22 protein-coding genes are annotated in these 24,742 nt (G+C 45.9%); all 22 read right to left on the bottom strand.

Translation table 11 applies throughout. The features are described from left to right. Positions 1-59: 59 nt before the first annotated feature. A complete protein-coding gene (locus MTP43_RS03170; RefSeq protein ID WP_249235057.1) occupies positions 60-287 on the bottom strand; it encodes a hypothetical protein in 228 nt (75 codons plus the stop codon). A gap of 393 nt (positions 288-680) precedes the next feature. Further along, positions 681-1,151 carry a sigma-70 family RNA polymerase sigma factor gene (locus MTP43_RS03165; protein WP_113621444.1) on the bottom strand — a complete coding sequence of 157 codons (471 nt, stop codon included), beginning with the start codon at positions 1,149-1,151 and terminating at the stop codon, positions 681-683. A 671-nt stretch (positions 1,152-1,822) separates the two neighbouring features. Next, the gene (locus tag MTP43_RS03160; protein ID WP_113621445.1) at positions 1,823-2,329 is read right to left on the bottom strand and encodes a helix-turn-helix domain-containing protein; all 507 of its coding nucleotides are present in this window, start codon (positions 2,327-2,329) and stop codon (positions 1,823-1,825) included. 803 nt (positions 2,330-3,132) lie between these two features. Beyond that, on the bottom strand, positions 3,133-3,621 hold the full coding sequence (locus MTP43_RS03155) for a helix-turn-helix domain-containing protein (protein ID WP_113621446.1): 489 nt from the start codon (positions 3,619-3,621) through the stop codon (positions 3,133-3,135). 489 nt (positions 3,622-4,110) lie between these two features. Then, positions 4,111-4,875, bottom strand: a complete 765-nt coding sequence (locus tag MTP43_RS03150) for a hypothetical protein (RefSeq protein ID WP_238057030.1) — start codon at positions 4,873-4,875, stop codon at positions 4,111-4,113. A gap of 588 nt (positions 4,876-5,463) precedes the next feature. Next, a complete protein-coding gene (locus MTP43_RS03145) occupies positions 5,464-7,131 on the bottom strand; it encodes a hypothetical protein (RefSeq protein WP_097782304.1) in 1,668 nt (555 codons plus the stop codon). A gap of 13 nt (positions 7,132-7,144) precedes the next feature. After that, on the bottom strand, positions 7,145-7,834 hold the full coding sequence (locus tag MTP43_RS03140; protein WP_097782303.1) for a hypothetical protein: 690 nt from the start codon (positions 7,832-7,834) through the stop codon (positions 7,145-7,147). A 417-nt stretch (positions 7,835-8,251) separates the two neighbouring features. Next, positions 8,252-8,581, bottom strand: coding sequence for a VanZ family protein (locus tag MTP43_RS14470; protein ID WP_162789058.1), 330 nt, complete (start codon positions 8,579-8,581; stop codon positions 8,252-8,254). A gap of 113 nt (positions 8,582-8,694) precedes the next feature. Beyond that, positions 8,695-10,092, bottom strand: a complete 1,398-nt coding sequence (glmM, locus tag MTP43_RS03135; RefSeq protein WP_113621449.1) for a phosphoglucosamine mutase — start codon at positions 10,090-10,092, stop codon at positions 8,695-8,697. Between the two features lie 143 nt (positions 10,093-10,235). Further along, positions 10,236-11,678 (bottom strand): lipopolysaccharide biosynthesis protein, encoded by a 1,443-nt coding sequence (locus tag MTP43_RS03130; protein ID WP_097783465.1) that lies wholly within the window; start codon positions 11,676-11,678, stop codon positions 10,236-10,238. Between the two features lie 212 nt (positions 11,679-11,890). Then, positions 11,891-13,123, bottom strand: a complete 1,233-nt coding sequence (locus tag MTP43_RS03125; RefSeq protein WP_097783464.1) for a nucleotide sugar dehydrogenase — start codon at positions 13,121-13,123, stop codon at positions 11,891-11,893. Between the two features lie 17 nt (positions 13,124-13,140). Beyond that, on the bottom strand, positions 13,141-14,172 hold the full coding sequence (locus MTP43_RS03120; RefSeq protein ID WP_097783463.1) for an NAD-dependent epimerase/dehydratase family protein: 1,032 nt from the start codon (positions 14,170-14,172) through the stop codon (positions 13,141-13,143). An 11-nt stretch (positions 14,173-14,183) separates the two neighbouring features. Beyond that, positions 14,184-15,371, bottom strand: a complete 1,188-nt coding sequence (locus MTP43_RS03115) for a UDP-N-acetyl glucosamine 2-epimerase (RefSeq protein ID WP_097783462.1) — start codon at positions 15,369-15,371, stop codon at positions 14,184-14,186. A gap of 32 nt (positions 15,372-15,403) precedes the next feature. Beyond that, positions 15,404-16,600, bottom strand: a complete 1,197-nt coding sequence (locus tag MTP43_RS03110; RefSeq protein WP_113621450.1) for a polysaccharide biosynthesis C-terminal domain-containing protein — start codon at positions 16,598-16,600, stop codon at positions 15,404-15,406. 12 nt (positions 16,601-16,612) lie between these two features. After that, positions 16,613-17,179, bottom strand: coding sequence for a PglD-related sugar-binding protein (locus tag MTP43_RS03105; RefSeq protein WP_097783460.1), 567 nt, complete (start codon positions 17,177-17,179; stop codon positions 16,613-16,615). Further along, entirely contained in the window at positions 17,172-18,218 is a 1,047-nt protein-coding gene (locus MTP43_RS03100; protein ID WP_097783459.1) for a polysaccharide biosynthesis protein, read from the bottom strand. The genes MTP43_RS03105 and MTP43_RS03100 overlap by 8 nt, the downstream gene beginning before the upstream one ends. Before the next feature lie 91 nt (positions 18,219-18,309). Continuing rightward, a complete protein-coding gene (locus tag MTP43_RS03095; RefSeq protein WP_113621451.1) occupies positions 18,310-19,557 on the bottom strand; it encodes a hypothetical protein in 1,248 nt (415 codons plus the stop codon). After that, entirely contained in the window at positions 19,550-20,563 is a 1,014-nt protein-coding gene (locus MTP43_RS03090) for a glycosyltransferase family 2 protein (protein WP_113621452.1), read from the bottom strand. The genes MTP43_RS03095 and MTP43_RS03090 overlap by 8 nt, the downstream gene beginning before the upstream one ends. Positions 20,564-20,581: 18 nt before the next feature. Continuing rightward, positions 20,582-21,838, bottom strand: a complete 1,257-nt coding sequence (locus tag MTP43_RS03085) for a hypothetical protein (RefSeq protein ID WP_044960708.1) — start codon at positions 21,836-21,838, stop codon at positions 20,582-20,584. A 128-nt stretch (positions 21,839-21,966) separates the two neighbouring features. Further along, positions 21,967-23,085 (bottom strand): glycosyltransferase, encoded by a 1,119-nt coding sequence (locus MTP43_RS03080; RefSeq protein WP_005927272.1) that lies wholly within the window; start codon positions 23,083-23,085, stop codon positions 21,967-21,969. 44 nt (positions 23,086-23,129) lie between these two features. Then, on the bottom strand, positions 23,130-23,516 hold the full coding sequence (locus tag MTP43_RS03075; RefSeq protein ID WP_173016287.1) for an acyltransferase: 387 nt from the start codon (positions 23,514-23,516) through the stop codon (positions 23,130-23,132). 110 nt (positions 23,517-23,626) lie between these two features. Then, positions 23,627-24,736: a glycosyltransferase family 4 protein gene (locus tag MTP43_RS03070; RefSeq protein ID WP_113621454.1), complete on the bottom strand. Its 1,110-nt coding sequence runs from the start codon at positions 24,734-24,736 to the stop codon at positions 23,627-23,629. Between the last annotated feature and the right edge of the window lie 6 nt (positions 24,737-24,742).

The following is a 24,742-nucleotide window of genomic DNA, read 5'->3' as shown; positions in this document are numbered from 1 at the left end:
CTCCTTTGTAATATGTACACCGCCCGCTGCACCTCCTTGGCAGTGTGCGGTGTGTTTGTTCAGCGGTTCATCACAACGTAGTCATGACCGCGCCGGGTCTGGCAGACTGTGCAAGTGTCCATGCTCCGGTCTGCGCTGGGTACAAGCGCGATCTTGAAAACTTTTGCGTCCACAAAGTGCCGCAGACAGGTGCTGCAGAGGGTACGGATGGACTTGACCATCTCAGGGGTCAGCTCCATCTCCTCGTAGATCTCCTGCTCGCGCACCGTGGGGTTCAACTCATCCATAAAAGTGTCCTCCTATATGTATCAAAGTGGATATTCGGATAAAGAATAAATTGGGATACGTAAAAAACGGGAACTGCCAGATGCGCAAAAACGTACCCGGCAGTTCCCGGATCAATATGATTAAAGGTCTCGCATATTCGCCCTCGGCCCCCTGCGAGTGGGGCATAAACATCTGGCAGCGGACTTTTACCGCTTCATTGGCATTTCAGCCACCCCGTCTGCTTTGTGACCGGGCCGCGAATTACGGAAGTATCATTATCGGAGTACCAGATGACGGAACTATTCAGTTTTCAAGGTGCGCGAGGTCGGACGCTTTGCCTTGCGGTGAGTGCCGCTTGGGAAATTGTCCCTTCACTTACGAGCCATCGAGAAGGGGCAAATTATAGCCAAAAATCAAAACTTCTTCAAAAATATAGCAATTTTCATGATTCTCTTATGAATTGAAGGCTGTGAAACATTAAAAGCTTTAGAAATTTCGCTCTCTGTGTAACTCTCATAAACATAGAGTGTCAAAAGTTTGAGATCATCTTCCGATAAATTTTCGAGACCAGCCAGCAGCCGCTCATTCTCGATCTCGCCGATCCATCCAAAACGGCTCTTGGTTTCGTGGTAGGTATCCGTTACCGTGATTGCAGCCTCATATTGCTTAAGATCCGCTGCTTTCCTTGCGTCAACGTCATCTTCGCCAGCACAGACTGCCACCGTATTGGCATCATAGGCGCGTTCACTGTTCAGGACGCCCAGATCAAACTCATACATCTCCTGAATTGCCTCTTCGCTCATTCCGGCTTCGCGGTACTGCACACGGAGTTGCTCCCACTTTGCATTCAGCTTGCGACGTTCATTACCATTATTGAAACTCATGTGTAACCTCCAAATTTTCGATAAAGCGTTAAAAGTCGAAAATTTGGAAGGCTAACGATAATCACCGCAGGGGTTCACAGCCATGCGCTGCTTGTAGCCGGAGATCTTCTTCTCCCGCAGCTTGTCTACGCAGTTCATCACGTCAGTCATTTTCGTGTCCTTTCCCCCGGACTCAGGGAGGGGAAGGATACCGATGACGGAGACTGGATAGGGGTTCACGCCGTGCACTGAACCAGCCTGCAAAACGCAAAAAGGCCCGATTCCAGAGATGGGAGGTACACCCATAGACCGGTCGTTCTATCGCAGCAGACAGCGTCTGCCGGATGGTAAAACTCCGTTATGGTATCCTTAACCCTCTCTAGAATCGGGCCTTACGATATTTTTGTTCTTGGGGCTTGTCCCTTGAACTGACTACATGATAACCGAGAACACCTCAAATCACCAGTTCATCAGATGAGCTCTAAAAAGCAGCGCACAAAGCATCGTTATTTCGTACTTTTATAAAAAAATACCGTCATGTCAGATGCTCTTATGCAGCCTTACTGCGCCGTTTTATTACCGTTTAGGGCTCACTTCTTGAGCCCTTACCTCAGAAAAAATTTCAAAAAAAAGAGGCGACCAGACCGTTTTATGGTCCAATCGCCTCATAGGTATATTCTGTTGTGTCCGCATTAACAAGCAGTTTTGAGTGGCGCACATCCACATGCTGCAAGGCAGACATTGACTTGTTCGATGCCCTCTTTGTAATACTCCGTCAGAATCATCTGATAGACAGTATTCTTTTGATTGTTGAAATCCAGCGTGATTCCGCACATCCTCAACAAATCACCGCTTACAGGTGGCGGAAGGTGCAGTGCCACCGAAATGGCAACGATCTGCTCCACACTTGCATCCTGTCCTGCACGAAGCCGCTTTACCGTAGATACAGAGAGCCCAGACTCTGACTCCATCTGTTCCACAGACATATCCCGGTCGTTCATCAGCAGCTTCAAGGCCTCTCCAAACCCTACCCCCGAAATCGTTCTGCGTATTGCCAACGACCATTGAACCTCCTCCGCAAACGCAACTGCAGCTGCCAATCCCTGTTCGGCAGTTTTCTGCGGCAACTGACGGCAAACCGAGTTGGCACTGACGGTTTCCACCTTGGTATCCGTATTCTTATGTACATCGGATGCCACCTCGGTTCACCCCCTTCCATACTGCAAATGCAAACAAAAAAAGACCGGAGCAAATTCAGATTTCAAGTTGCTTACGCATTACTTGTTTCTAAATTTACTCCGGTCTTATGTATTTCCGTTTCCGTACTCATTGACCGGATGTGTATTAGCCAGACATTTTATAGTCTTATCAGCAAGTAGACGCACTTCAACCTTACAGTAGTGTTTTAGTATTGAATTAAGGACCGTTTAGTTATAACTCCTCAATAATTGTGCGCTGACTGCCTCCAACAATCGCGGCACTCTACTAAAAACCTATGTAATGTCTCTTGCTGAGACGTCATTCAGAAGGATTTTTTTAACTGAACAACATGACTATCTTTGTCTGGTAATACACCTCCACGTTACAAATTATTATCTTTTCAATAGAGCTTTTCAGGCTATTATTATATCTATAATATAGCAGCCAAAACTCTATTTGTAAATAGGAGCAGCCACTTTTCATCGAAGCGACGAGAAATAAGTCGGAAAATTGTGTAATCTGCCAATTCCGATCCTATAAACGCAAAAAAGCCGGAATAGACTCCTAAAATCCGAAATAATTTCAGATTTTTTGAAGTCCACCCCGGCTTACTACGCGTTCTGAGCAGCACCAAACAGGCAGCAATTCAGTTTTAAACTGGCTCACACGGTCTCCCGATAAGCCAAGTGTGCAGATTCGCATCTGGCTCTTCTTGTCCTTGTCCTCAAACAGTGCAAATGAGCCGTGTATCCTTCTCCGGCAGGGAGTTGAACACACGGCTCATCATTTTAGGTTCAGAATCTCAAGAAGCTCGACAATCCTGTGCCGTCTCTCGGGACAGTGAAGCATTTCCTCTTTCCCTTAAGTACTCGTTCACCTCATCAATTGACCTCATATACATACAGTTAAGAATCATCAAATGTGCTAGCTGTTCTCTGGTTGCAGCCAAGCTAAAACCCGCTTTTGCTATGAGCGCAAACGAAAGCCATGGAGGAAGGTGCATAGCAACGCATAGTGCAACCACGTTTTTCTCAGAAAAACTTTCAACCTTTCCATTTCTGTAGCGACCGATCGTTGACTCCGACACCTTTGATTCAAAGGCCAGAGCCTCTTGCGTAAATCCGAAGCGTGTCATCACATATCGTAGTGCTTCCGGGAAGCAAGCAGGCATATTCGCTAACACCTTGCGTTCTTCTTCAGCCTTCTCGTACTTAGACAGCCTTCCTTCCGGGTCTATAATATGATAGTAGTTTTCGATCTCTGTTTGATTTTTTTCAGCATGCGAGGGCATCCAAATCCCTCCCACATCCGAAACTACTCAAGGTAGCCTCAAACGTGGGAGGAATGGGCATAGCGATGCTCATTGGATCAGTAGTCAAACCCGCAGTCGCGCGACCGGCCTTTTTGGCTCTATTAACCCATAGCATATGCAATTGCGCATAAATCTGTGCACACTTAGCCTTTCTAATGCGTCTGATCAGTTCTCGCATCCTTTCCAATTCGAGAATTCTTTCATAAACGCACTGATACTCCACAGAATCCGGTGCCAGATCATCAGCAATATGAAGCAATGACTGAATCCGCTTATTGATTCTGTTCTTTTCTTGCTTCAGCTCCAATAGACTTACTGCCTCAGTAATCGCCTCGATAGCTGATGAAAGGATTGAATCTTGACAAATGATGTACATTAGCACATTCACCTGCCCTTTTCATGTAGTACGGTAAACCGCCAGTTTTATTATATCACATTCCATCTTAAAACAAAATATGTCTCGTTTTCTTATTGCTTCGCCATCTTCTCCTTAGCCTTGTCCGGCACGTCGATCAGACCAAAGCGGTAGAACAGCCCATAGATATACGACACACCCCGGATATCTCCCAGCGCCTTGGGTCTGTCCACTACCTCTCCGATTTTACCGATATTGTGATACGCCAGCAGCACAGAACTCCAAGCAAGGCTCTTGCTGTCCTCTCTGCGGTCGATCCACAGCTCCTTGGTGAACTCATCTCCCCTGCCCTTTTTCAGCGTATATGTAAAGGGCAAGCCGGATATCGTCTTGAACTTGTATCCCCGAAAAGCCACCACACACTTCCAGAGGTTTTCTTCGCAGGGATCCTTCCTCAGCGCAACCACAGCTCGGTAGTGTCGCTGCCGCTCTGCCCCGGCACTGATATTCGCCGCTTCAGCTTCCTCCGGGAAGTACACGCCCTTCTCATACGGCAGATAAGAGGTCACAGAGGAATGGGATAACTGCAAGGCAGACATTGTGGAGGTGACGGCAGTGGAGTAGTTTTGTGTGCTTCTAAAAGAACGGAACGTCTGCTGAACGAGTTTTGCCGTATCCGACTCGTAGACTCCGGCAGTGATGAGCAACTTTCTCACCTTGATGGGGTTGAGGGACAGTGCGTCCGCGATGGCTTGCAGACTCATTTTGTCCGTATAAAGTTCAGTAGCTGCTTTCATCTGCTGTGCTAAGTTCTTGGCTGCACTGTACTCTGGTTTTGATGGCTTCCGCCCTCCGCCGGGCTTGCGCGTCTTAGCCACAGGATATCTCTTCCTTTTATTTCCATCACTAACTATATAGATACCTCTAAAAATGACCGTGTGAACTTCTGGAGTTCACACGGCTACTATGCTAACTTCAACTTGGCGAGAATCTCGTCTGCATTCATGCCACTAATCAGCACCAAAAAAACGATCGAGGTGCTGATAGCGCAACAGCAAAATGCCATATCACCATCATTTATGCTACTAGCACTCCAATCCCCGCACCTGTCACTTCAAAGAAGACTGAGACGAGTACAAAATGCTTCTCGTACTCATCGCTTCATTTGCACGCACCTGCGCCGAAATTTCTCTGTCAAGTTTTTTCAATGATGCCTTAGTCGGTCGCATACTAGCAGGAACCGAGATAATCTTAACCCGCCCGCCGCTGCGTCTCATTTCTCGCTCAATCATACTACTAGTCTTCATGAAATCACCTCGTCGTTCTAACGATCAAAAATCTCCGACGCTTCAAATAAACGCTGTACTATTATAGCACATTCTCCGGGTCACGTCAATCTTTTTTTTCGTAGGAGTGCAAATTATCATTTCAAACGCCATTATAGTTCGCTTCGACATAAATACGCATCATTCCAAAGTGATCTCGTCCAGATTTCGTCTATATCCTGGAATCAATTGATCACTTTGCAATTCTGCCATTTTACTAAATCCAGCTTCATTCTGGTCCGGTTCGCGATATGCAATCAATTTTGGATAATGCATTAAAATAAGGCTTTGATGACTACGATTAGGCGCAGATGTTGCATCTATAACGATTTCCCCAAAAGCCATTAAGTTGTCATAATCGCCAATCCTATATAATTCACAGACCCAAATAAATCGTGGCATAGGGATAAGTGTATAAAGTTCTTTTACAAGCACACCTGACAGTGTTTTCGCCCTAAAAGCTTTATAACTGCGTGAAGAAGCCATAAACATTCTGACTACAACACTTTCACCTTCATGAAGACAATCCTTTGCCCACACATTCAGACCTAATCTCTCATCGTTTAACAGTGATCTAATAGTTGATGTCGCATCCGGTGCATCTAAAAACATACGTTTATACAGTGGAACAGCTAAATTCTCAACTCTCATATTGGGATAGAGGGAAAGATTGTCAAAGCTTCTAACCTGATAAACTGGCTGGTTATCGTCTACCACAACGTAATCCTCATAAAAATCCGCTGAATTGATAATAGGATGGGCTTGATTTCGATTTTCCCACGAGATCCATCTGTTTCTGTACGCCTGATTCTTCAATGTATCTTTTGCTTTTCCATGTCCAATACAAACCATAGAATGGCCCGATTCATTTCCCTCCACTGAACCAAGTCCTATTGCCACAGGAATGCCAGATTCAATGTAATAGTGCAACCATCTTCTCAATTCGTTTTCTCGCCGTATCGATGAGTACTCAAAGTCATCAATAGCAGAAATATGATATAGCCTTGGAGAAAATCCAAATTCAGAAAGAACCTTTGTCAAGACCGTGTATGTAATTCCTCTTGACGGAAGCACACGCTCATAAGCACACTCTCTTTCTTTTTCAATAATTTCGCTGGGAAGAGCACTCTTATAGTCGTTGTAGCCATTCGAATAATATTCCAATATATTCATAAGAGTCACTTCCGCACAACGCATAGTTTCCTGATCTTGCATTCTGTACGGAAATGCTCTTACCTTCAATGTTCTTCCATAAATATGAACACAGAAATCAGACAGTCTCATATACACCGGCAGTTCTTTCTTTGGAAGGACATACTTTGGATTTATCAGTGTTCTTCCCAAACCGCCTGCTACCAGAGGATTTATGACACAACATCCAATGAAATTATTCTCCAGTTCTGTCTGTATTTTACTACTATTACCCAAGAATTTCTTTCTGCCGTATGATCCAAAAAAGAATGATAAGCGTCGCGAATACCGTTCAACTTGAAAATGTTGATTTGAGAAATACATATAGTATGTATCTCTAAAGCTCCGATCTATATGGTAGACTTCCTGGACAATTGTAATTGGTTTTGGTAAATCAATTATAAAATGTGCCAGAAATTCTTTTCCAGAAAGAATGAGCTCTTCCGCATCATGTTGCTCTTTAACATCTTCATTCTTATCATTTTCACTTGGCAACTGTTGGGCGAATACAGCATCACAAAAATCGTGAATCACCTTCGAGGAATCTTCATCGTCAATAACTAAAAACGAAGTTTCCCTATAATCATCTGCTGTGTACTTTTCTTTTTCGTCATTCATATTTACACCATATTTACCACACAAATGAATAGTAATCCTTACCATTTTTTCGTTTTAAAGACAGGATTCCTTTTCCTTTCAAAGATGCCAAAGCACAATCAAGGTGGCCGTTTTTCAGCATATCACACTTATCATCATTTATGTAGTACTCGCAATCCCATGTTGAATTGTGCATATTACAGATGTTGTCCGGTTCATCAGGGAACCAATGAACCAAATCATCATGCGTAAATTCTCTATATTCTCTAAAGTGTGTTGTTGCTTGCATGTAGACACAAAAATCATGATCTTCCAAATCACTGGCTGCCTTGAAAATATGTTCTAAGGTGATTACCAAATTAGCAATTGCCCCCACCGTAATCCCCTGAAAACTAAACGGGACACCTGCTACGCAATTCGAAATAATTAAGTCCAGTATTCCCGATCCAGCCATTCCTTCAACCAGTTCTATCATACTACTCTTAATTGAAAAATACTTTGTTCCAAGTAATAATTCGCTGGGATTTCCTATTTGGTTTTTCCACAGTGTTACTGTTTCATCTAGAGATTTCTCATTCATCCCGCAATCCACACTTGTTTTCGCCGTTAAAGCCGCAAGTATTTCCGGTGAATGTGATTTAATAAGTTCAGGCGTGCTAGATTTATCGGCACAATCATCAATAAATTTTTTTGCATCCAAATAGGTCATTCTGTATTCTGCCATAGTCGAATTCACCTGCCTAAATATTTTGAATTGCTAAAAACTTTGCATTCTTAGCCACAATCATTTGTGTTGCCTGCCGCTCACCGCGTAGAGGTGTGCAAAGTTTCGAGCGGCAAAGCTGTGAGACACAGGTCCTCACAGCTCAATATTATACTTTCAGTCCATTGTTTTCAAGGTCAACTTACGATATCAAGCATATATACATCATAATGTTCCAATTTCGCCTTTATGCTTATCCATAGAGGTGACTTAAAATGAACACAGATTTCTACAAATCCGACATCAACAATTCTATCATCGACGAGGACGAGGGCGAAATGGACTATCCCGTCCGTCCTCCACAGAAGAATTCATCGGATGGAATGGCATAGAACCAGAGGACGATGAAGATGAGGAGGATAACGACGACAGTGACTACTAAGCTATTCTCCTGGCCAACCATACTCCCACAGCCGCCCCCAACGTGTTGAACAACACGTCGTTGACATCTGCCATTCCACGCCCAGTCAAGTACTGGAGCACTTCGCAGAACACAGATAAGGCAAACCCGGCAACGACGATCTTCTTGCCTTCCCGCTTCCACTGCCAGCTTGTTACCCCATACGGCACATAGAGAATCAAATTGAGCAAGTTGCCTGCCCATACACCCGCATTCGGCCATAGCTTAAGCCTGAGTCGAATGCTCTCGTTATATCCCGGCGCACGGCGTAGCAGCGTGATATAGAGGATCAGAAAGACACAGTACACAACTGGGAGCCATTGCTTATCTTTGCGGTTGTGCCACGCAATCGTACCCAGTAGTACCAGAAGCACAAGCTCCGAGGGCGACAGGTTTGCAGATGTGGCGTAGTGGATCTGGCTCAGCAGTTCTCACAAACTCCGTAACCCCGGCTCTTGATGGTCTCCACAACTTCATCTACATACTTCTGGCAGGTGTCGTGGTCAGGTGCTTCCACCATCACACGCACGACCGGTTCAGTGCCGGACTCACGGACAAGGATACGGCCAGTGTCGCCTAGTGCCTCGGCTACGGCCTTGACTGCTGCCTGCACTGCTTCGTCATCCTGTGCGGCCTTCTTGTCAGTCACACGAACGTTCTCCAGCACCTGCGGGTAGATCTTCAGCGGCTCAGCCAGCTTGCTCATGGGCAGCTTTTTGGCCAGCATAACCTCCATCATCTTCAGGCTGGTCAGGATGCCGTCACCGGTACTGGCATACTTGCTGAAAATAATATGACCACTCTGCTCACCGCCGATACGGCAGCCGTTCTTAGCCATATACTCATAGACGTACTTGTCGCCCACAGCGGTTTTTGCGTAGCCGATGCCCTGCTCATCAAAAGCCTTATACAGGCCAAAGTTGGACATGACCGTGGTAACGACTGTATTGGTCAGCAGCTTGCCGCGCTCCTTCATGTAGCAGCCGTAGATGTACAGGATATGGTCGCCAGTGATCACATTACCCTTTTCATCCACACACAGGCAACGGTCCGCATCACCGTCATAAGCGAAACCAACGTCCAGACCGTTCTCCACCACGAACTTCTGCAGACCCTCAATGTGGGTGGAGCCCGCATTGTTGTTGATGTTGGTGCCGTTGGGCTGTGCATTGATGACGTAGGTATCTGCTCCCAGAGCATCAAACACAGACTTGGCAATGTTCCAGCTGGAGCCGTTGGCACAGTCCAGACCGACCTTGACACCCTTAAAGGAGTAGATACCGAGGCTGATCAGATAGCCCATGTAGCGGTTACGACCAGAAACATAGTCCACAGTGCAGCCAATGTGCTCACGGTGAGCAAAGGGCAGCTCCGGCCAGTCCTTGTCGAACACATGGAGCTTTCCGTCGATGTAGTCCTCTACCAGCAACAGGATTTCCTCGGGCATTTTCTCGCCATAGCAGTCGATCAGTTTGATGCCGTTATCGTAGTAGGGATTATGGCTGGCAGAAATCATGATGCCACAGTCGAAGTCGTCCACGCGGGCGATGTAGGCCACACTGGGCGTAGTAGTGACGTGCAGCAGATAGGCGTCTGCGCCGGAAGCAGTCAGACCAGCAACCAAGCTATACTCGAACATATAGGAGCTGCGACGAGTGTCTTTACCAATGACGATTCGTGCAGGCTCGTTGTTGCCGTTGCGCTCGCGCAGTGCGTTATAATACCAGCCAAGGAAGCGGCCAACCTTGTAGGCATGGTCGGCGGTCAGGTCAATACCAGCTTCTCCACGGAAGCCATCGGTTCCAAAATACTTTCCCATTATAGTTTTTTCCTCATCCAAAGAGTGAATTTACGTATATATGCTTTAGCCGGATAATTATCCGTTGCCTGCTGCTCACCATGGAGAGGTGGCACACTTGAGCAGCACAGCCATGTGCTTGAGGACACATGGCCTATTTTACATCAGTTTTTCTTGGCTGTTTTGTATTTCTTATAAAAAACTATACTCAGCACTGCCATAAGTACAATAATCAAATACCGGATAATATAGAAATTATACAAAGCTATACCAAGCAAACACAGAACCGTTGTTACACATGCGAGTAATATTAGTTTTCTATCTTCAAAAACAGAAGATTCCGCAATACCATTCTCTTTGCACAATTTTCTAGCCCAAATTCCTTGGAAGAGTGCCATCAGAATATAAGAGAACAGCGTTGTATATGCCGCAGCCATATATCCATAAGCATTGATAAAGATGTAGTTTAACACAAGATTTGCCACAGCTGCAATCACTGCCGGATACATCACATACTGTGTTTTCTTGTAGTACACAGCTATATCCGAATAAATATTGGCAAATGCCGTGAAGAAGACTCCCGCAGCAATCGGCGGCATAATATAGATAGCCTCATAATATTCTTCTGTTGCGAGTATTCTAACAATTTCCGGTGCCATATAGGTCATCATCACTGCCATCACTGCATACAAAAGCATAATTTGAGACGATATCCTCTTTATACCTTTTACATTGCTCTCTATATTCTGAAATAGATACGGAACAAAAGAAGCGTGAATTGCCTGCCAAAGCATCAAGGACAGCGAACTCACTGTATACAAGGTACTATAAATTCCAACTGCACTATTATTTACCATCTGACTAATCATCATTCGGTCAGATACACTTAGAATTTGTGCGGCTATTGAATATCCAATAAGCGGAATGCTTAGAGATAAAGACAACTTCCAATATTCTTTATTGTACAGTGTCTTTCCCTTCCAAAACAGGCACACCCAAATTACTGCAGCCACACCATATACAACGAGATAGTTTGCGTAAAGTCGTACCTCTGCAATATTCTCATGTCCAACGCTATTTGCGCCAAGCACTGCAACAACTGACAATACTGATGCCAATATCGCAGATCCTATCGTTACGCATCCTGATAACTTATATTTATATTCGTATCTTTGACGTGCCAGCCAAAAATCACGAGCCGGGGCCACTAGGAATCCAATCAACATCAAAACCATCAATCCATTTGGCAGTCCCAACAATCTACTCCAAATATCAGGAGTAATAAAATATATGATGGCAATAATAAGAGCAATCAAAGATGTCAGTGACAGCACAGAAGATTGGTACTGGTCTCTCTTATCCGGATACTCCTTCATTGCCACTGAATAGCCACCCGATGTCAACGAGAGCGTTGTAACAACACTTATCAGGGAATACCATGAATTGTACAGGTTAACTTCGCCAATTTGATCTGTTGTCATCAGTCTGGTGAAGATTGGAACTGTTATAATCGCCAATCCTCTTGAAAAGACTGTAGACAGTGTATAGACAATCGCCGACTTCGCACTCTCTGACATCTTTTGAAGTTTTCGTTTAATATCCACCATATAAAATGTACTCCTTCAGGTCATTTCGGAGATTTTGGATTATTCCTTCCTTCATGCCATCTTAATTCGTCAAACAAGTACAACCTTGAAATGCTGGTTTTATAGTAGGAAAATATATGTGGAAATGAGGAAATCAACTTTCGCTTTGTCTGCAAAAACCATTTTTCTGCAAATTTAATAGTACATGCCGACTAAGATGCCTCAGCGCTAAACTAGTCTCTGCGAAACAGATCGCGCGTGTATACTTTCTCCTGAACATCGTCCAAACAGCTATCGTAGCGGTTGGCAATAATGGCTTGACTGCGCTTCTTGAATTCCGCCAGATCATTCACGACTTCACTGCCAAAGAAGGTAGAACCATTCTCCAGCGTCGGCTCATAGATGATGACCGTTGCGCCCTTTGCCTTGATGCGCTTCATAACGCCCTGAATGGAAGACTGACGGAAGTTATCGGAGTTCGACTTCATGGTCAGGCGATATACACCAACCACCACATTGTGTTCCTTACTGGGATCATAAGCCTCGTTTGCTTCGTATGCGCCCGCAATTTCCAGCACACGGTCGGCAATGTAGTCTTTACGAGTACGGTTGGATTCCACAATGGCCTCAATCAGATTCTCCGGAACATCAGCATAGTTGGCCAACAACTGCTTGGTGTCCTTGGGCAGGCAGTAACCGCCATAACCAAAGCTAGGGTTGTTGTAGTGGCTGCCAATGCGAGGATCCAAACAGACGCCCTCGATAATCTGCTGGGTGTTCAGCCCCTTCATCTCTGCATAGGTATCCAACTCGTTGAAATAGCTGACACGCAGGGCCAGATAGGTGTTGGCAAACAACTTAACAGCTTCTGCCTCCGTGAAGCCCATGATCAGCGTGTCGATGTTCTCCTTAATAGCACCCTCCTGCAGCAAACCCGCAAATGTGTTGGCGGCTTTCACCAGACGGGCATTGTCCACGTCAGTGCCAACAATGATACGGCTCGGGTACAAATTGTCGTACAGAGCTTTAGACTCCCGTAGGAACTCCGGGCTGAAAATTATGTTGTCGCAGTGGTACTTTTCACGCACAGAAGCCGTGAATCCGACCGGAATCGTGGACTTGATGACCATGATGGCATCAGGATTATACTGGATCACCAGCTTGATGACAGCTTCTACTGCAGAAGTATCAAAGAAGTTTTTCTTGCTGTCATAGTTGGTAGGTGCTGCAATGACAACAAAATCCGCATCTTTGTAGGCGGCTTCAGCATCAAGTGTGGCAGTCAGATTCAGATCTTTTTCGGCGAGATACTTTTCAATGTACTCGTCCCGAATCGGAGACTTCTTGTGATTGATAAGGTCAACTTTTTCCGGGATAATATCCACTGCCATGACCTCATGATGCTGCGATAGCAGCGTAGCAATGGACAAACCGACATAGCCGGTACCAGCAACTGCGATTTTCATAGTCTTCCCCTCTCTTCTTATTCCATATAAAACTCTTTATACCACTCAGCAAACTTCCGCAGGCCTTCACGCAGTGGGGTATGGGGCTTAAAACCGAAGTCACGCTCCAACGGCTCAGTGTCAGCAAAGGTCACAGGCACGTCACCGGGCTGCATGGGAACCAGTTCCTTGTGAGCCTCAAAGTCATAGTCCGCAGGGAGTACACCGGCACGCACCAGCTCCTCCGACAGGATCTGCACAAAGTCCAGCAGGTTCTCCGGGTTGGAGTTGCCGATATTGTAGACTGCATAGGGCGGAATGGGCAAACCATCCTCGCCATTCTTCTTTTCAGGAGCTTTCGCCATCACACGGACAACGCCTTCCACGATGTCATCCACATAAGTAAAGTCCCGCTTGCAGTTGCCGTAGTTGAAGATTTTGATAGTTTCGCCGTTCACCAGCTTATTGGTAAAGCCAAAATATGCCATATCCGGACGACCAGCAGGGCCATAGACCGTGAAGAACCGCAGACCAGTAGAGGGGATATTGTAGAGTTTGGAGTAAGCATGTGCCATCAGCTCGTTGGACTTCTTGGTAGCCGCATACAGAGAAACCGGATTGTCCACCTTGTCATCGGTGGAGTAGGGCACCTTCTTGTTGCTGCCGTAGACAGAGCTGGAAGATGCATACACCAAATGCTCCACCGGATAATGACGGCAGGCCTCCAGAATGTTGTAGAAGCCAATCATGTTGCTCTCGATGTAGGCATCCGGGTTTGTGATGGAGTAGCGAACACCAGCCTGAGCACCCAGATTAACCACAATATCCGGATGGTACTGCTCAAAAATGCTGTTGATAAGTGCCTTATCCGCAAGGTTACCCTTGATAAAGGTGTAGTTCTCGAACTTCTGAAGCTCCGCCAGACGAGCCTCCTTGATGCGGACGTCATAATAATCGTTCATGTTGTCCAGACCAATGACCTTGGTATCCGGCTCAGTGGTCAGGATACGTTTGGCAAGGTTGGAGCCGATAAAACCGGATGCACCGGTAATGAATACTGTTTTACCCATTTTTATCACCCTTACCCTTTTCTCCACACCATCTTATTAACGACATTTACATAACCCTGAATGATGCGAACCACCTTCATGGACACGGTCTCGTCCACATAATCGGGGCAGGGCTTGCCCAGGACGCCCTTCTTCTTCATTTCAATCGCCATATCGGTGGCGTTGAGCAGTTCCCGGGTAGTGATGCCAGCTAGGATGAAATCACCGGCTTCCAGCGCCTCAGGGCGTTCCGTACTGGTGCGGATGCACACGGCGGCGATGGGGTGACCGATGGACAGATAGAAGCTGCTCTCCTCTGGCAGAGTGCCGGAGTCGGAGACGATTGCCAGAGCGTTCATTTGCAGCTTGTTATAGTCGTTAAAGCCCAGCGGCTCGTTGACCCGGACACGAGGGTCCAGCTGGAAGCCGCTCTTTTCCAGACGGTGCTTGCTGCGAGGATGGCAGGAGTAGAGAATGGGCATATCGTACTTTTCTGCCAGTGCGTTGATAGCGGTGAACAGGCTCAGGAAGTTCTTTTCAGAGTCGATGTTCTCCTCACGGTGAGCAGACAGCAGAATGTACTTGTCCTTCTCCAGTCCCAGACGCTCCAGCACGTCGCTTTTCTGGATCTTCTCCAGATTCATGTGCAGGACTTCCGCCATGGGAGAGCCGGTCTGGTAGGTGCGTTCCTTGGGCAGTCCGGTGTCCGCCAGATACTTCCGGGCAAACTCGGAATAGCACATATTCACGTCAGAAATCACATCCACGATGCGGCGATTAGTCTCCTCAGGCAGGCACTCATCCTTGCAGCGGTTGCCGGCCTCCATGTGAAACAGAGGAATGTGCAGTCGCTTCGCAGAGATGGCAGACAGGCAGGAGTTGGTATCGCCCAGCACCAGATAGCCCTCCGGCTGCAATTCGCTGAGCAGCTCATAGCTACGTCCCAGAATGTTACCGCAGGTCACACCCAGATTCTCGCCAACCACAGGCACAAGAATGTCCGGGCCATATTCCCCGAAGGTGTTCTTCAGTTCGAAATCCTCCCAAAACACGGTGGAAAGGTTTCTGTCCCAGTTCTGATTGTAGTAGACCACGCAGCAGTCAAAGTATTCCCGGCAACGCTTGATAACCGCAGCCAGTCGGATAATCTCCGGACGGGTACCGCAACCAATCATGACCTTGGTGCGCCCATCATTTTTCCATGTAAAATTGTGTTCCATAAAAATCTCCTAACGTCAACCAGCAGCTTCTCTCACACCGGCTCGAAGAAGGTGTCCGGGTGGTTCGGGTTGAAGATTTCGTTGCAGGTCATCACTGTCACCAGATTCTCTGTTTCAGACAGATTGATGATATTGTGAGTCCAGCCGGGAATCATGTGGACAGCCTCGATCTTATCCCCGGAAACCTCAAACTCCACCGTTTCCCCGGTGTTGATATTCCGTTCCTGAATCAAGCCGTGACCGGCGACCACAATGAACAGCTCCCACTTGGAGTTGTGCCAGTGCTGCCCCTTGGTGATTCCGGGACGGCTGATGTTGATGCTCACCTGCCCGCAATCGGCGGTGTGTACCAGCTCGGTAAAGGAACCACGGTTGTCCACGTTCATCTTAAGGGCGTACTTAAACTTGTCCGTGGGAAGATAGGTCAGGTACAGGGAGTACAGTTTCTTAGCAAAGGAGCCATCTGGCATCTTGGGCATCATGAGCGTAGTCGGCTGTGTCTTGAACTCCTGCAGCAGATCCACAATTTCCCCCAGCGTAACCTTGTGGGTCACGGGAACGCAGCAGTAGCGACCGTCTGCTTTCAGAACAGTCTCCACACCGTCAAATTCACAGTGCTGCTCCTTGCCTTCCAGCAGGTCAAACATTCCCTCTACCAAATCGTCGATGTACAGCAGTTCCAACTCGGTACTGCGGTCGTTGACAGTGAAGGGCTCGTCATTGGCGACCGCCCAGCAGAAGGTGCTGACGGCACTATTGTACTTGGGGCGGCTGTGACCCATCAGGTTGACGAAGCGGTAGACTGCAACCTTTGCCCCCGTCTCCTGAGCATACTGGAAGAACAGTTCCTCGCCAGCCTTTTTGCTGCGGCCGTACTCGCTGTTGCCAAACCGACCTGCCAGCGTGGCCTGAATGGAAGAGGACAACATGATGGTTGCCTTATTGTTGTGCTTTTTCAGGCAATTCAGCAGGTCGGATGCAAAGCCGAAATTGCCCTTCATGAAGTCTTCCGGGTTTTCCGGGCGATTCACACCAGCCAGATTGAATACAAAGTCTGCTTTCCGGCAGTACCCGTCCAGCTCTTCTGGGGTGGAATTCAGGTCATACTCGTAGATTTCTTCAATATTCAGCGCCGGGCGGGTCTTATTTTTCCCATCTCGGATGTTTTTCAGGTTGTTGCACAGGGCGGTTCCCACCATGCCCTTGGCACCTGTGACTAGAATGTTCATCCTATCACCTCTTTAATGTACTGCGGTGCAGTCCGGAATATCTGCGCCATCCGGCACAGTTGCGTTATTGCAGATGGTGCAGTTGCTGCCGATGCGGGTAAAGTTGCCCACAGTCGCACCAGTGCGAATGACGCTGTTGGTGTAAATCAGGGCGTAGTCCCCTACCGCTGCATCACAGTGGACTTCTGTTCCGGCATTTAACAGAACGCCGTTACCAACAGATGCACCATTCTGGACACAGGCATTTTGTAGCACCACGCAGCCACAGCCCAACTTTGCGTACGGACTAATGTAGGCGCTGGGCGCAACGATATTGGGAAAAGCAAAGCCAAGGACTTTCGCCTTCTCATACACCTGTGCCCGGAACCGATTGTTGCCGATACCCACCACCAGCAAGCCGTACTCCTTCCGCAGCTCCGGCAAATCAGCAAGACTGCCAACCACCGGAATGCCACAGATGTCAGTGCCCACAGGTTGCCCATCATCCACAAAGGCACAGTCATATTGGAGCATCGCCTGCTCCACCACTATGCGCCCAAAGCCGCCGGCACCAACCAGCAGCAACTTTTCTTTAGACATTCGGGATGCCCTTCAGTGCGTTCTGGACATATTCGGTGGTCAGGATCTTCTTAACAGTGCCTTCCACATCCAGACGGGTAGTGTTATGGCTGGTGTAGGACTCGTCTGCCATAGTATGTACCTCGCCGTTGACGACAAACTTATCGTAGTTCAGGTCACGGTTATCCGCAGCAACACGGAAATAATGGCCCATATCCTGGCTGCGCAGACGCTCCTCACGGGTCATCAGAGTCTCGAACAGCTTCTCGCCGTGACGAGTGCCGATGATGTTCGTACCGGTATCGCCGAACAGCTGCTGGACGGCCTTTGCCAAATCGCCGATGGTGGAAGCATCAGACTTCTGGATGAACAAATCACCAGGATTTGCATGTTGGAAAGCGAACAAGACCAGATCTACCGCCTCGTCCAGGTTCATTAGGAAGCGGGTCATATTGGGGTCGGTAATGGTGATGGGATTGCCAGCCTTGATCTGGTCAATGAACAGCGGAATGACGGAACCACGGCTGCACATCACGTTGCCGTAACGGGTGCAGCAGATGGTAGTGCCACCACGCTCAGCAGCTACACGGGCATTGGCATAAATGACATGCTCCATCATGGCCTTGGAGATGCCCATAGCGTTAATGGGGTAGGCTGCCTTGTCGGTGGACAGGCAGACGACACGCTTTACACCGGCATCAATGGCGGCGTGCAGGACGTTGTCCGTGCCTATGATGTTGGTCTGGACAGCCTGCATGGGGAAGAACTCGCAGGAAGGAACCTGCTTTAAAGCGGCAGCGTGGAAGATGTAGTCAACGCCGGGCATAGCGTCACGGATGGACTGCGGATTGCGGACGTCACCGATGTAAAACTTGACCTTCTTGGCATTCTCCGGATGCTTGGCCTGAAGCTCATGGCGCATGTCATCCTGCTTTTTTTCGTCACGAGAGAAGATACGGATTTCCTTCAAGTCAGAGTCCAGGAAGTGCTTCAGAACGGTAGAACCAAAAGAACCAGTACCACCAGTGATCATAAGGGTTGCATTGTTAAAATCAGACATTTTTATTTCCTCCTAAAATATTGTTTTAGTATCTTTTTATCATTTTGGGTAAATTCATATTCATCGAGTAATTCTATATACTTTGAAGCCATCACCCCTCATTTAGAGACATCGTAGGGATATCGAATTGCTTGACCAAGTAGAACAATAGAATGTAGTAAATAAGTAATCCACTGTATGGTTCGACATTGATCAGCGAAAAAAATAAAACCAGTAACAGAATGCGGGAAGCAAGGTTAAATTTTTTTAAATGTAAAATACCAATCAAGACAACAATTGAAAATACTATTCCCGCAATTCCAATCGCTGCAAGATGATAGGTCGTTGTTGATGTTTGTGAATCTACCGTCCCCAAGCTATTTCTCAAATTAACGTAAATATTCGTTGCATTTTGGTAACCTGCACCAAAGATAGGATAGTTAGAAAAAATTTTCAAATTTATGAGCGGGCTATTCTGTCTACTCACAACATTTACACTCTGACCTGAAATCTTATCTATTGCACCTTGTATTCCTCCCAACCATTTTGCACTTAAGTATTCATTCTGACTTAATCCCAAAAAGCAGATTCCTGTTCCAAGACACACAATCATGCCCTGTTTTATCTTTCCCATTTCTCCTGAATTCCTCAAAATCAGCAACAGTACAACTATTATCAGAAGTATAATTCCTGCAGAAGACTGTGTCGTAAAAATAGTGAACGTGATCACAATAACCCTCACGATAGAAATCTTACTTTCGTACAGGATGTGAAGAACTAATGCCAGAATTAGATAGGCTGCAAAAAGACCTGGCTCCCAAAAAAGTCCCTGATTTCTTATGCTGTAAATCGTCCGATACGCAAATATATAATTGCCTGTATACGACTCGGTTCCAATAAAGCATTCATGAGAAAATGGTATTTGTATTTTGGCAACATTGACTGCAAGATAAAGCACTAGAGATATTACGCTTATAACCAGCATTACATCTCCGTATATTTTTTGAAACCTATTCCATTCAATCTGTTCCGAAATCGCAAATGCTGTAAAAAATAACACGATGACAGAGACAAGAGAATAAATGGTTTCCGAAGGAAAATTCGCCAGCATCGAAACTGCTGCCGTAAATATACAGAATAGCAAAAATAAACCACTGTGCTTAGGCAATTTCAATCCATTCTGGTGCACATACATCAATAATGATACACATGCAAATGGGAGCATCATATACAATGCCACACTGGAACTCGTTACCATGTGGTAGTGTCCGCTACAATACACCACCATAAAAATTCCGTACAGGCACCACATATTGGACACAATCTCATCCAGTTTTGGCCGAAGGATTTTTTTAGGCATGAAATTTAGCTCCAATCCAATTACTGATTCGGATATCAGGGTCGATACGGAAAGCTTTTCGTATCAAAGCTCCGATATTCCTTTTGGCAAAAAATTCAATTCGCATATTCAGTGGATAGAGAATTATCTTCGATATTTTTCTCTCATACTCCGGGTCTACACATATCTCATCCACATATTTTAATTGCACCGGAACCGAATGCAGCGGCACCTCACAAAAACGTTTTGTCATCACTTTATTCAAGGATGTTCCACCGTGAGTGGAGTTTTCGTCGGCTCCAATGTTTCGAATCAGATTCCCTGAAGGACTTATACCGTACATGCCATTTGCTCGCAAAGAGAGAATCATCTGGAAGTCCCAGGATGTCGGCACTCCGCGTCTTTTGAACGCATTTATTTCCGACTCTATGCTTCGTTTTTGCTGCCTAAACAGTGCTGGAACATCATATGTTTTTTGAGCAATCTTGAGATACTCGGGAGTGTACAAATTGAATTCTGCGTCATAGTACTTCAGAAACTTCTTTGACCAAGAGGCCCATCCACAAGGCAATAGATGTGAGGTAAACATGTAGTCATCTTGATTTGCATTATGATACTCGCCGAGGTAGTTTGTGCCGCAAATCCATAAAACTTTCTCATTTTCACGATAGTGCTCAAGCAATTGCTTGCAGTATGAAAAGAAAGTAATATCCGGCAAACAATCGTCCTCTAAAAATATAGCTTCTGCCTCACGTTCAAATACCCATTTGGCTCCCAAGCCAATGTTTTTATAAACGCCCCTGTTTTCTGCTGCGTAATTTTTAATTACCTCACACGGCCAATCGATTTCAGATTCAACCATGTTACGGCAAGCTGCTGCCATTTCTTTTTCTTGTGCAGTCCTTCCCTGATCCGCAAGTATGTACATTTTCCTCGGCTGTACTTTACGAATAGCTTCTAGCACTCGTTTAGTCGTGTCAGTTCGCTTGAAGCAGAATAGCACGACTGGAATATTAAATTGTTCCATCTTAACCTCTCATTTTTATCATGAATTTAATAGAACCGTTTCAATTGCATTGTACAGTTTTATCTGATTTTCACTTGCGCAATGATTTTTCTCAGCCAGACACCGTGCGTTCTTACACATTTCTGTAAAGTCTTCATCCGACACCAAACGATTTACACAACACTGTAGTTCCTCTTTCGCACTCGCCATTAGAGCTACTCGATTTTGTAAGAGGTACTCGAACAGCTTCATATCCTGTGGTCCATAAAACAAAATTGGTTTTTCCGTTGCCAGATATTCCGGGATTTTGGTGGAAATCGAATATTTGAAAAAGCCCTTCATTTTTTCACTTTGAACTTCTGTATGCACAAGGACATCTGCTTTTTGATATACTTCGTTAATATGTTCATGGGGCACCGCTTCATGGAAAGCAACAGGAAGCATCTTAAAATTGGAATGATATAACTCTATACTGTCTTTTGAGGTAAAAATATCCAGTATACCCTTCCCGTCGGTTTCCTTAATTGCCTCAGCAATTTCTTTTAACGCTTTCCATCGGTCTAGGTGTAATCCACCTGCATAGACAAAATGGGTGATTCCAGTGGGCTTTGAGGCCGGACCCTTGAATTTTGATAAATCAACCGTGTTCATCAGAACCAGCGTTTCTTTCTGGAATTTCTCATGGTAGGCCTCAGCCATACTAGAACTAATCGTTACCACTAGCTTGCACCGCTTTATACACGCCAGCATTTTCTTTTTTAAGCTGGATTTGTACAGTGATAACAGCGGGTTATCTTCCCATTGAATGTGTTCTGCCCAATTGTCCATGAAGTGCATTATAACTGGAATATTCAGCTGCATAGACAGCTGATTCACCAAACGCATTATTGAAACGCTGGCTCCCAACGTATAAATCACCTGCGGGTGAAAATCCCTGATAGCATCAATCGTAGATTTATCCAACTTTACCGAGATGCTATCAAGTGTGCAAACTGCGAATTGACGAAGATAGGACTTGATCTTATTGTTGCTACTCTGCTGTGTGCTCGCGGCTTTTATATTGCTGTTGATTGATTGAGCTACTTTCCCTCTTGAAAATTGAATTATATGGCTAGGAGGAATACAATAGCTCTTAATCCTTTGATTACATTGATCCATTACCACCGGATCCGAATACACTTCAAAAAGGCAATCTGCATCCCATCCGCTCCATATGCTTTGCAGCGTTATTCCAGTCGCATTCTTCTTATACATACTTTGAGCGTTCACGATCAACACTCTAGGACACTTTTCCATAATGTATCTTTCTCCATTAAGCAGTACAAAGTGTACTTTCTTTATCATACAGCCTTTATATTTTGTATGTCATTTTCTCCATTCTCTTTAAACATCAAGGCAATTTTTTAGCTTCACTTCTTCTTATTTTACCCAATAAGCGCTTCTATGTTTTTCGTCCACTTTCGGTAATCAAATAAATCGCACAGTTTTCTCTCCTTTTTTTCTCTAGGCATTACGGACGCAAATTTTGCCATCGTTTCTTCAAGTGTTTCTTCAACAATCATAACATTATTAGATTTTTTAGAATATATCTTGAGATCACTTATATCCGTTGCTATAACATCTACACCCACAGTAACCGCTTCCGCAAACTTCGTCGGGAACCCCGCATTGTTTGTTCTTGTTGAATCACGAATGATCAAAGAGCAATCGGCGCCCTTCAGATATGCAATACTCTGCTCATGAGGCACTCTGCCTAAAAAGGCTACCGATTCTGGCACATCCGCTGCCGTGAATTGAGGATTGCTTTTCAAAAACTGCTCTTTATTAATTCCCACCACAAATAATTTGCAGTTGCCATTTTCTGCAACTTTGGAAAACGCGGTAACAATTTCACCAATTTTGTCTTTTTTCCCCGGCTGACCAGAATAAATGAAATTAACACCCTCTCCAAGGTTCTCTGCCTCCACCGACCACTTTTCTTCGCAGAAATCAACCAACGGGGGAATAACGACAACATTTTTACATGATTTGTAGTAATTCTTCAAATAATTACTGATTGCTATAATTCCATCAAGTTTTTTTTGAACCACAGTCATTCTGTACCATGTATCAAATCCTTTGAGTATTTTAAAGGGCAAAGACGCACCATTTGTATTGTACCACTCTGTACAATCCGAATAAATCTTTATTTTATTTGCCCTGCAAAATTTTCTAAGCCGATCAAATGCAACAGCCTGATAATTATAGCAAATAACACCGTCAAATGGTCCACACACTTTCATCAGCTTTTCAGCCGGCTTGGGATCTGTTAAATATTTCACCCAGTCCGAATTTCCCTGGGGATACGGCACTGAATATGTGATAAACCCCTGCACTTCTGACTTGGTCTTTAATACGTCAGTCTCTCTGTTATCTTTCGAAACTCCCATGAAAACCACTTCATTACCGCTGTCTCGCAATCCTTTTGCAATGGCCAAAACACGGTGTGCGGCTGCATTCTTATCTGGAAGTTCAAATCCGCCGATATATAGAATTTTCTTCATTACATTCTCTCACTTCTGTTAATCTTTTCTGAATAATTACGCTGTCAGGCGGGTACTCTCCTTTGATGACTGTCCCCCCCGATGACAGAATTATCCCCGATTGTTGTTCCACGGAGGATCAGCGTATTGGCACCAATCCAGACATTATTGCCGATGACAACTGGCGCGGTCTTGAACCTCATTGCAGCCACACCGCCTTCTGCACGGTAATCATGGTCCTGATCGTAGATCAGAACATTGGGACCCAACATCACATTGTCGCCGATTTTAATATGATCGTAGGCAGTAACAACGCACCCATTGCTCATTCCAAAATTCTTTCCAATTTCCAATTTTCCACCTTTGCGAACTCGGATCTTTGCACCATTATGCATTTTCAACTTTTTCGCAATGCGCAACTCGGATTTTCCATCTACGGTGACTTCGGTCATCGGCGACATAATTTCCGGAAAGGCTGCATGAAACCGTCCACCATTCTCAATCTTCAGAATAGCATACTTGATTCCCCCAAACGGAACACAAAACAGCGCCTTAATGTATTTTATTCATCTTTCCCCTCCAACGCCTGAATCTCTTCTAAATACGCCTTCACCACGATTTTCCGGTCGAATTCCCGTTCCATTTTTGCACGACCGGCCAGCCCCATGGCTTTCCGCTGCTCTGGCGTCATCTGCATAAACCGTTCCAGCGCATGGACTAGAGCTTCCTCATCCTGAATGGGAATCAGGAATCCGGTCACTCCATCTTCCACCGTTTCCCGACAGCCTGCACGGTCTGTGGCGATGATAGGCCGGGCGCTGGCCGCCCCCTCCAGAAGCACGTTGCTCATTCCCTCCGGATAGTAGGACGGATGTACGATGCAGCTTGCCTGTTTCAGGAACGGGATCATATCCTTCTGCTGGCCATGATAGACCACATCTCCAGCTTCCTGTGCCTGCTTCAGGATCTCTTCGTAGGCAGGGTCGTCACAGCCTCCACAGATATGGAACACCGTGTTGGGGTACTCCGCATGGATACGTTTGGCAGCAGCGAGATACAGGTCGATTCCCTTTTCCTTCAAAATTCGGGATGTAAACTGGAAGTGTACTGTCTCACCTTCCGGATATGGGAACGCTGGATGGCTCTCCAAATCTACACCGGACCCCGGCAACAACCGGATCTTCGCATGCTTCGGCATCATCTTGTGTGCTTCAAAGAAGCGCTGGTTTTCGCTGTTCTGGAAAAAAATGCAGCTTGCACCGGCCACGCCCATCTTGTAAAGCCGGGTCGTCAGTGCCTGCAAAGGGCCGGGATTTTCCACCGGAGTACCGAGGCCGGTAATGTTGGGGATGTACTTGATTTTTAACATCTGACAGGCCAGCCCTGCATAAACATTCGGTTTGATATTGTTTCCCAGCATCACATCCGGTTTGTGCCTTTTTAACGTCTGATGGTATTTTCGGAAGAGGACAATATCCTTAAATGGGTTCTTTCCTTGTCGAGCGGTCTCGATATCGATAACACCGCACCCCATCTGCTCGAGCTCATCCTTAAACTGGAGTACCTGACACATTACAGACACCTCGTGTCCTTCTGCAATCAAGCCTTTCAAAATTTCCCGGCGCAGATTATAGATAAAAGTAGTATCGTTTGCAGCTAAAATAATTCGCATCTTTCA

It is taken from the genome of Faecalibacterium sp. IP-1-18 (assembly GCF_023347355.1).
Taxonomy (GTDB): Bacteria; Bacillota; Clostridia; order Oscillospirales; family Ruminococcaceae; genus Faecalibacterium; species Faecalibacterium prausnitzii.
This window is presented reverse-complemented; position numbering and strand designations above follow the sequence as displayed.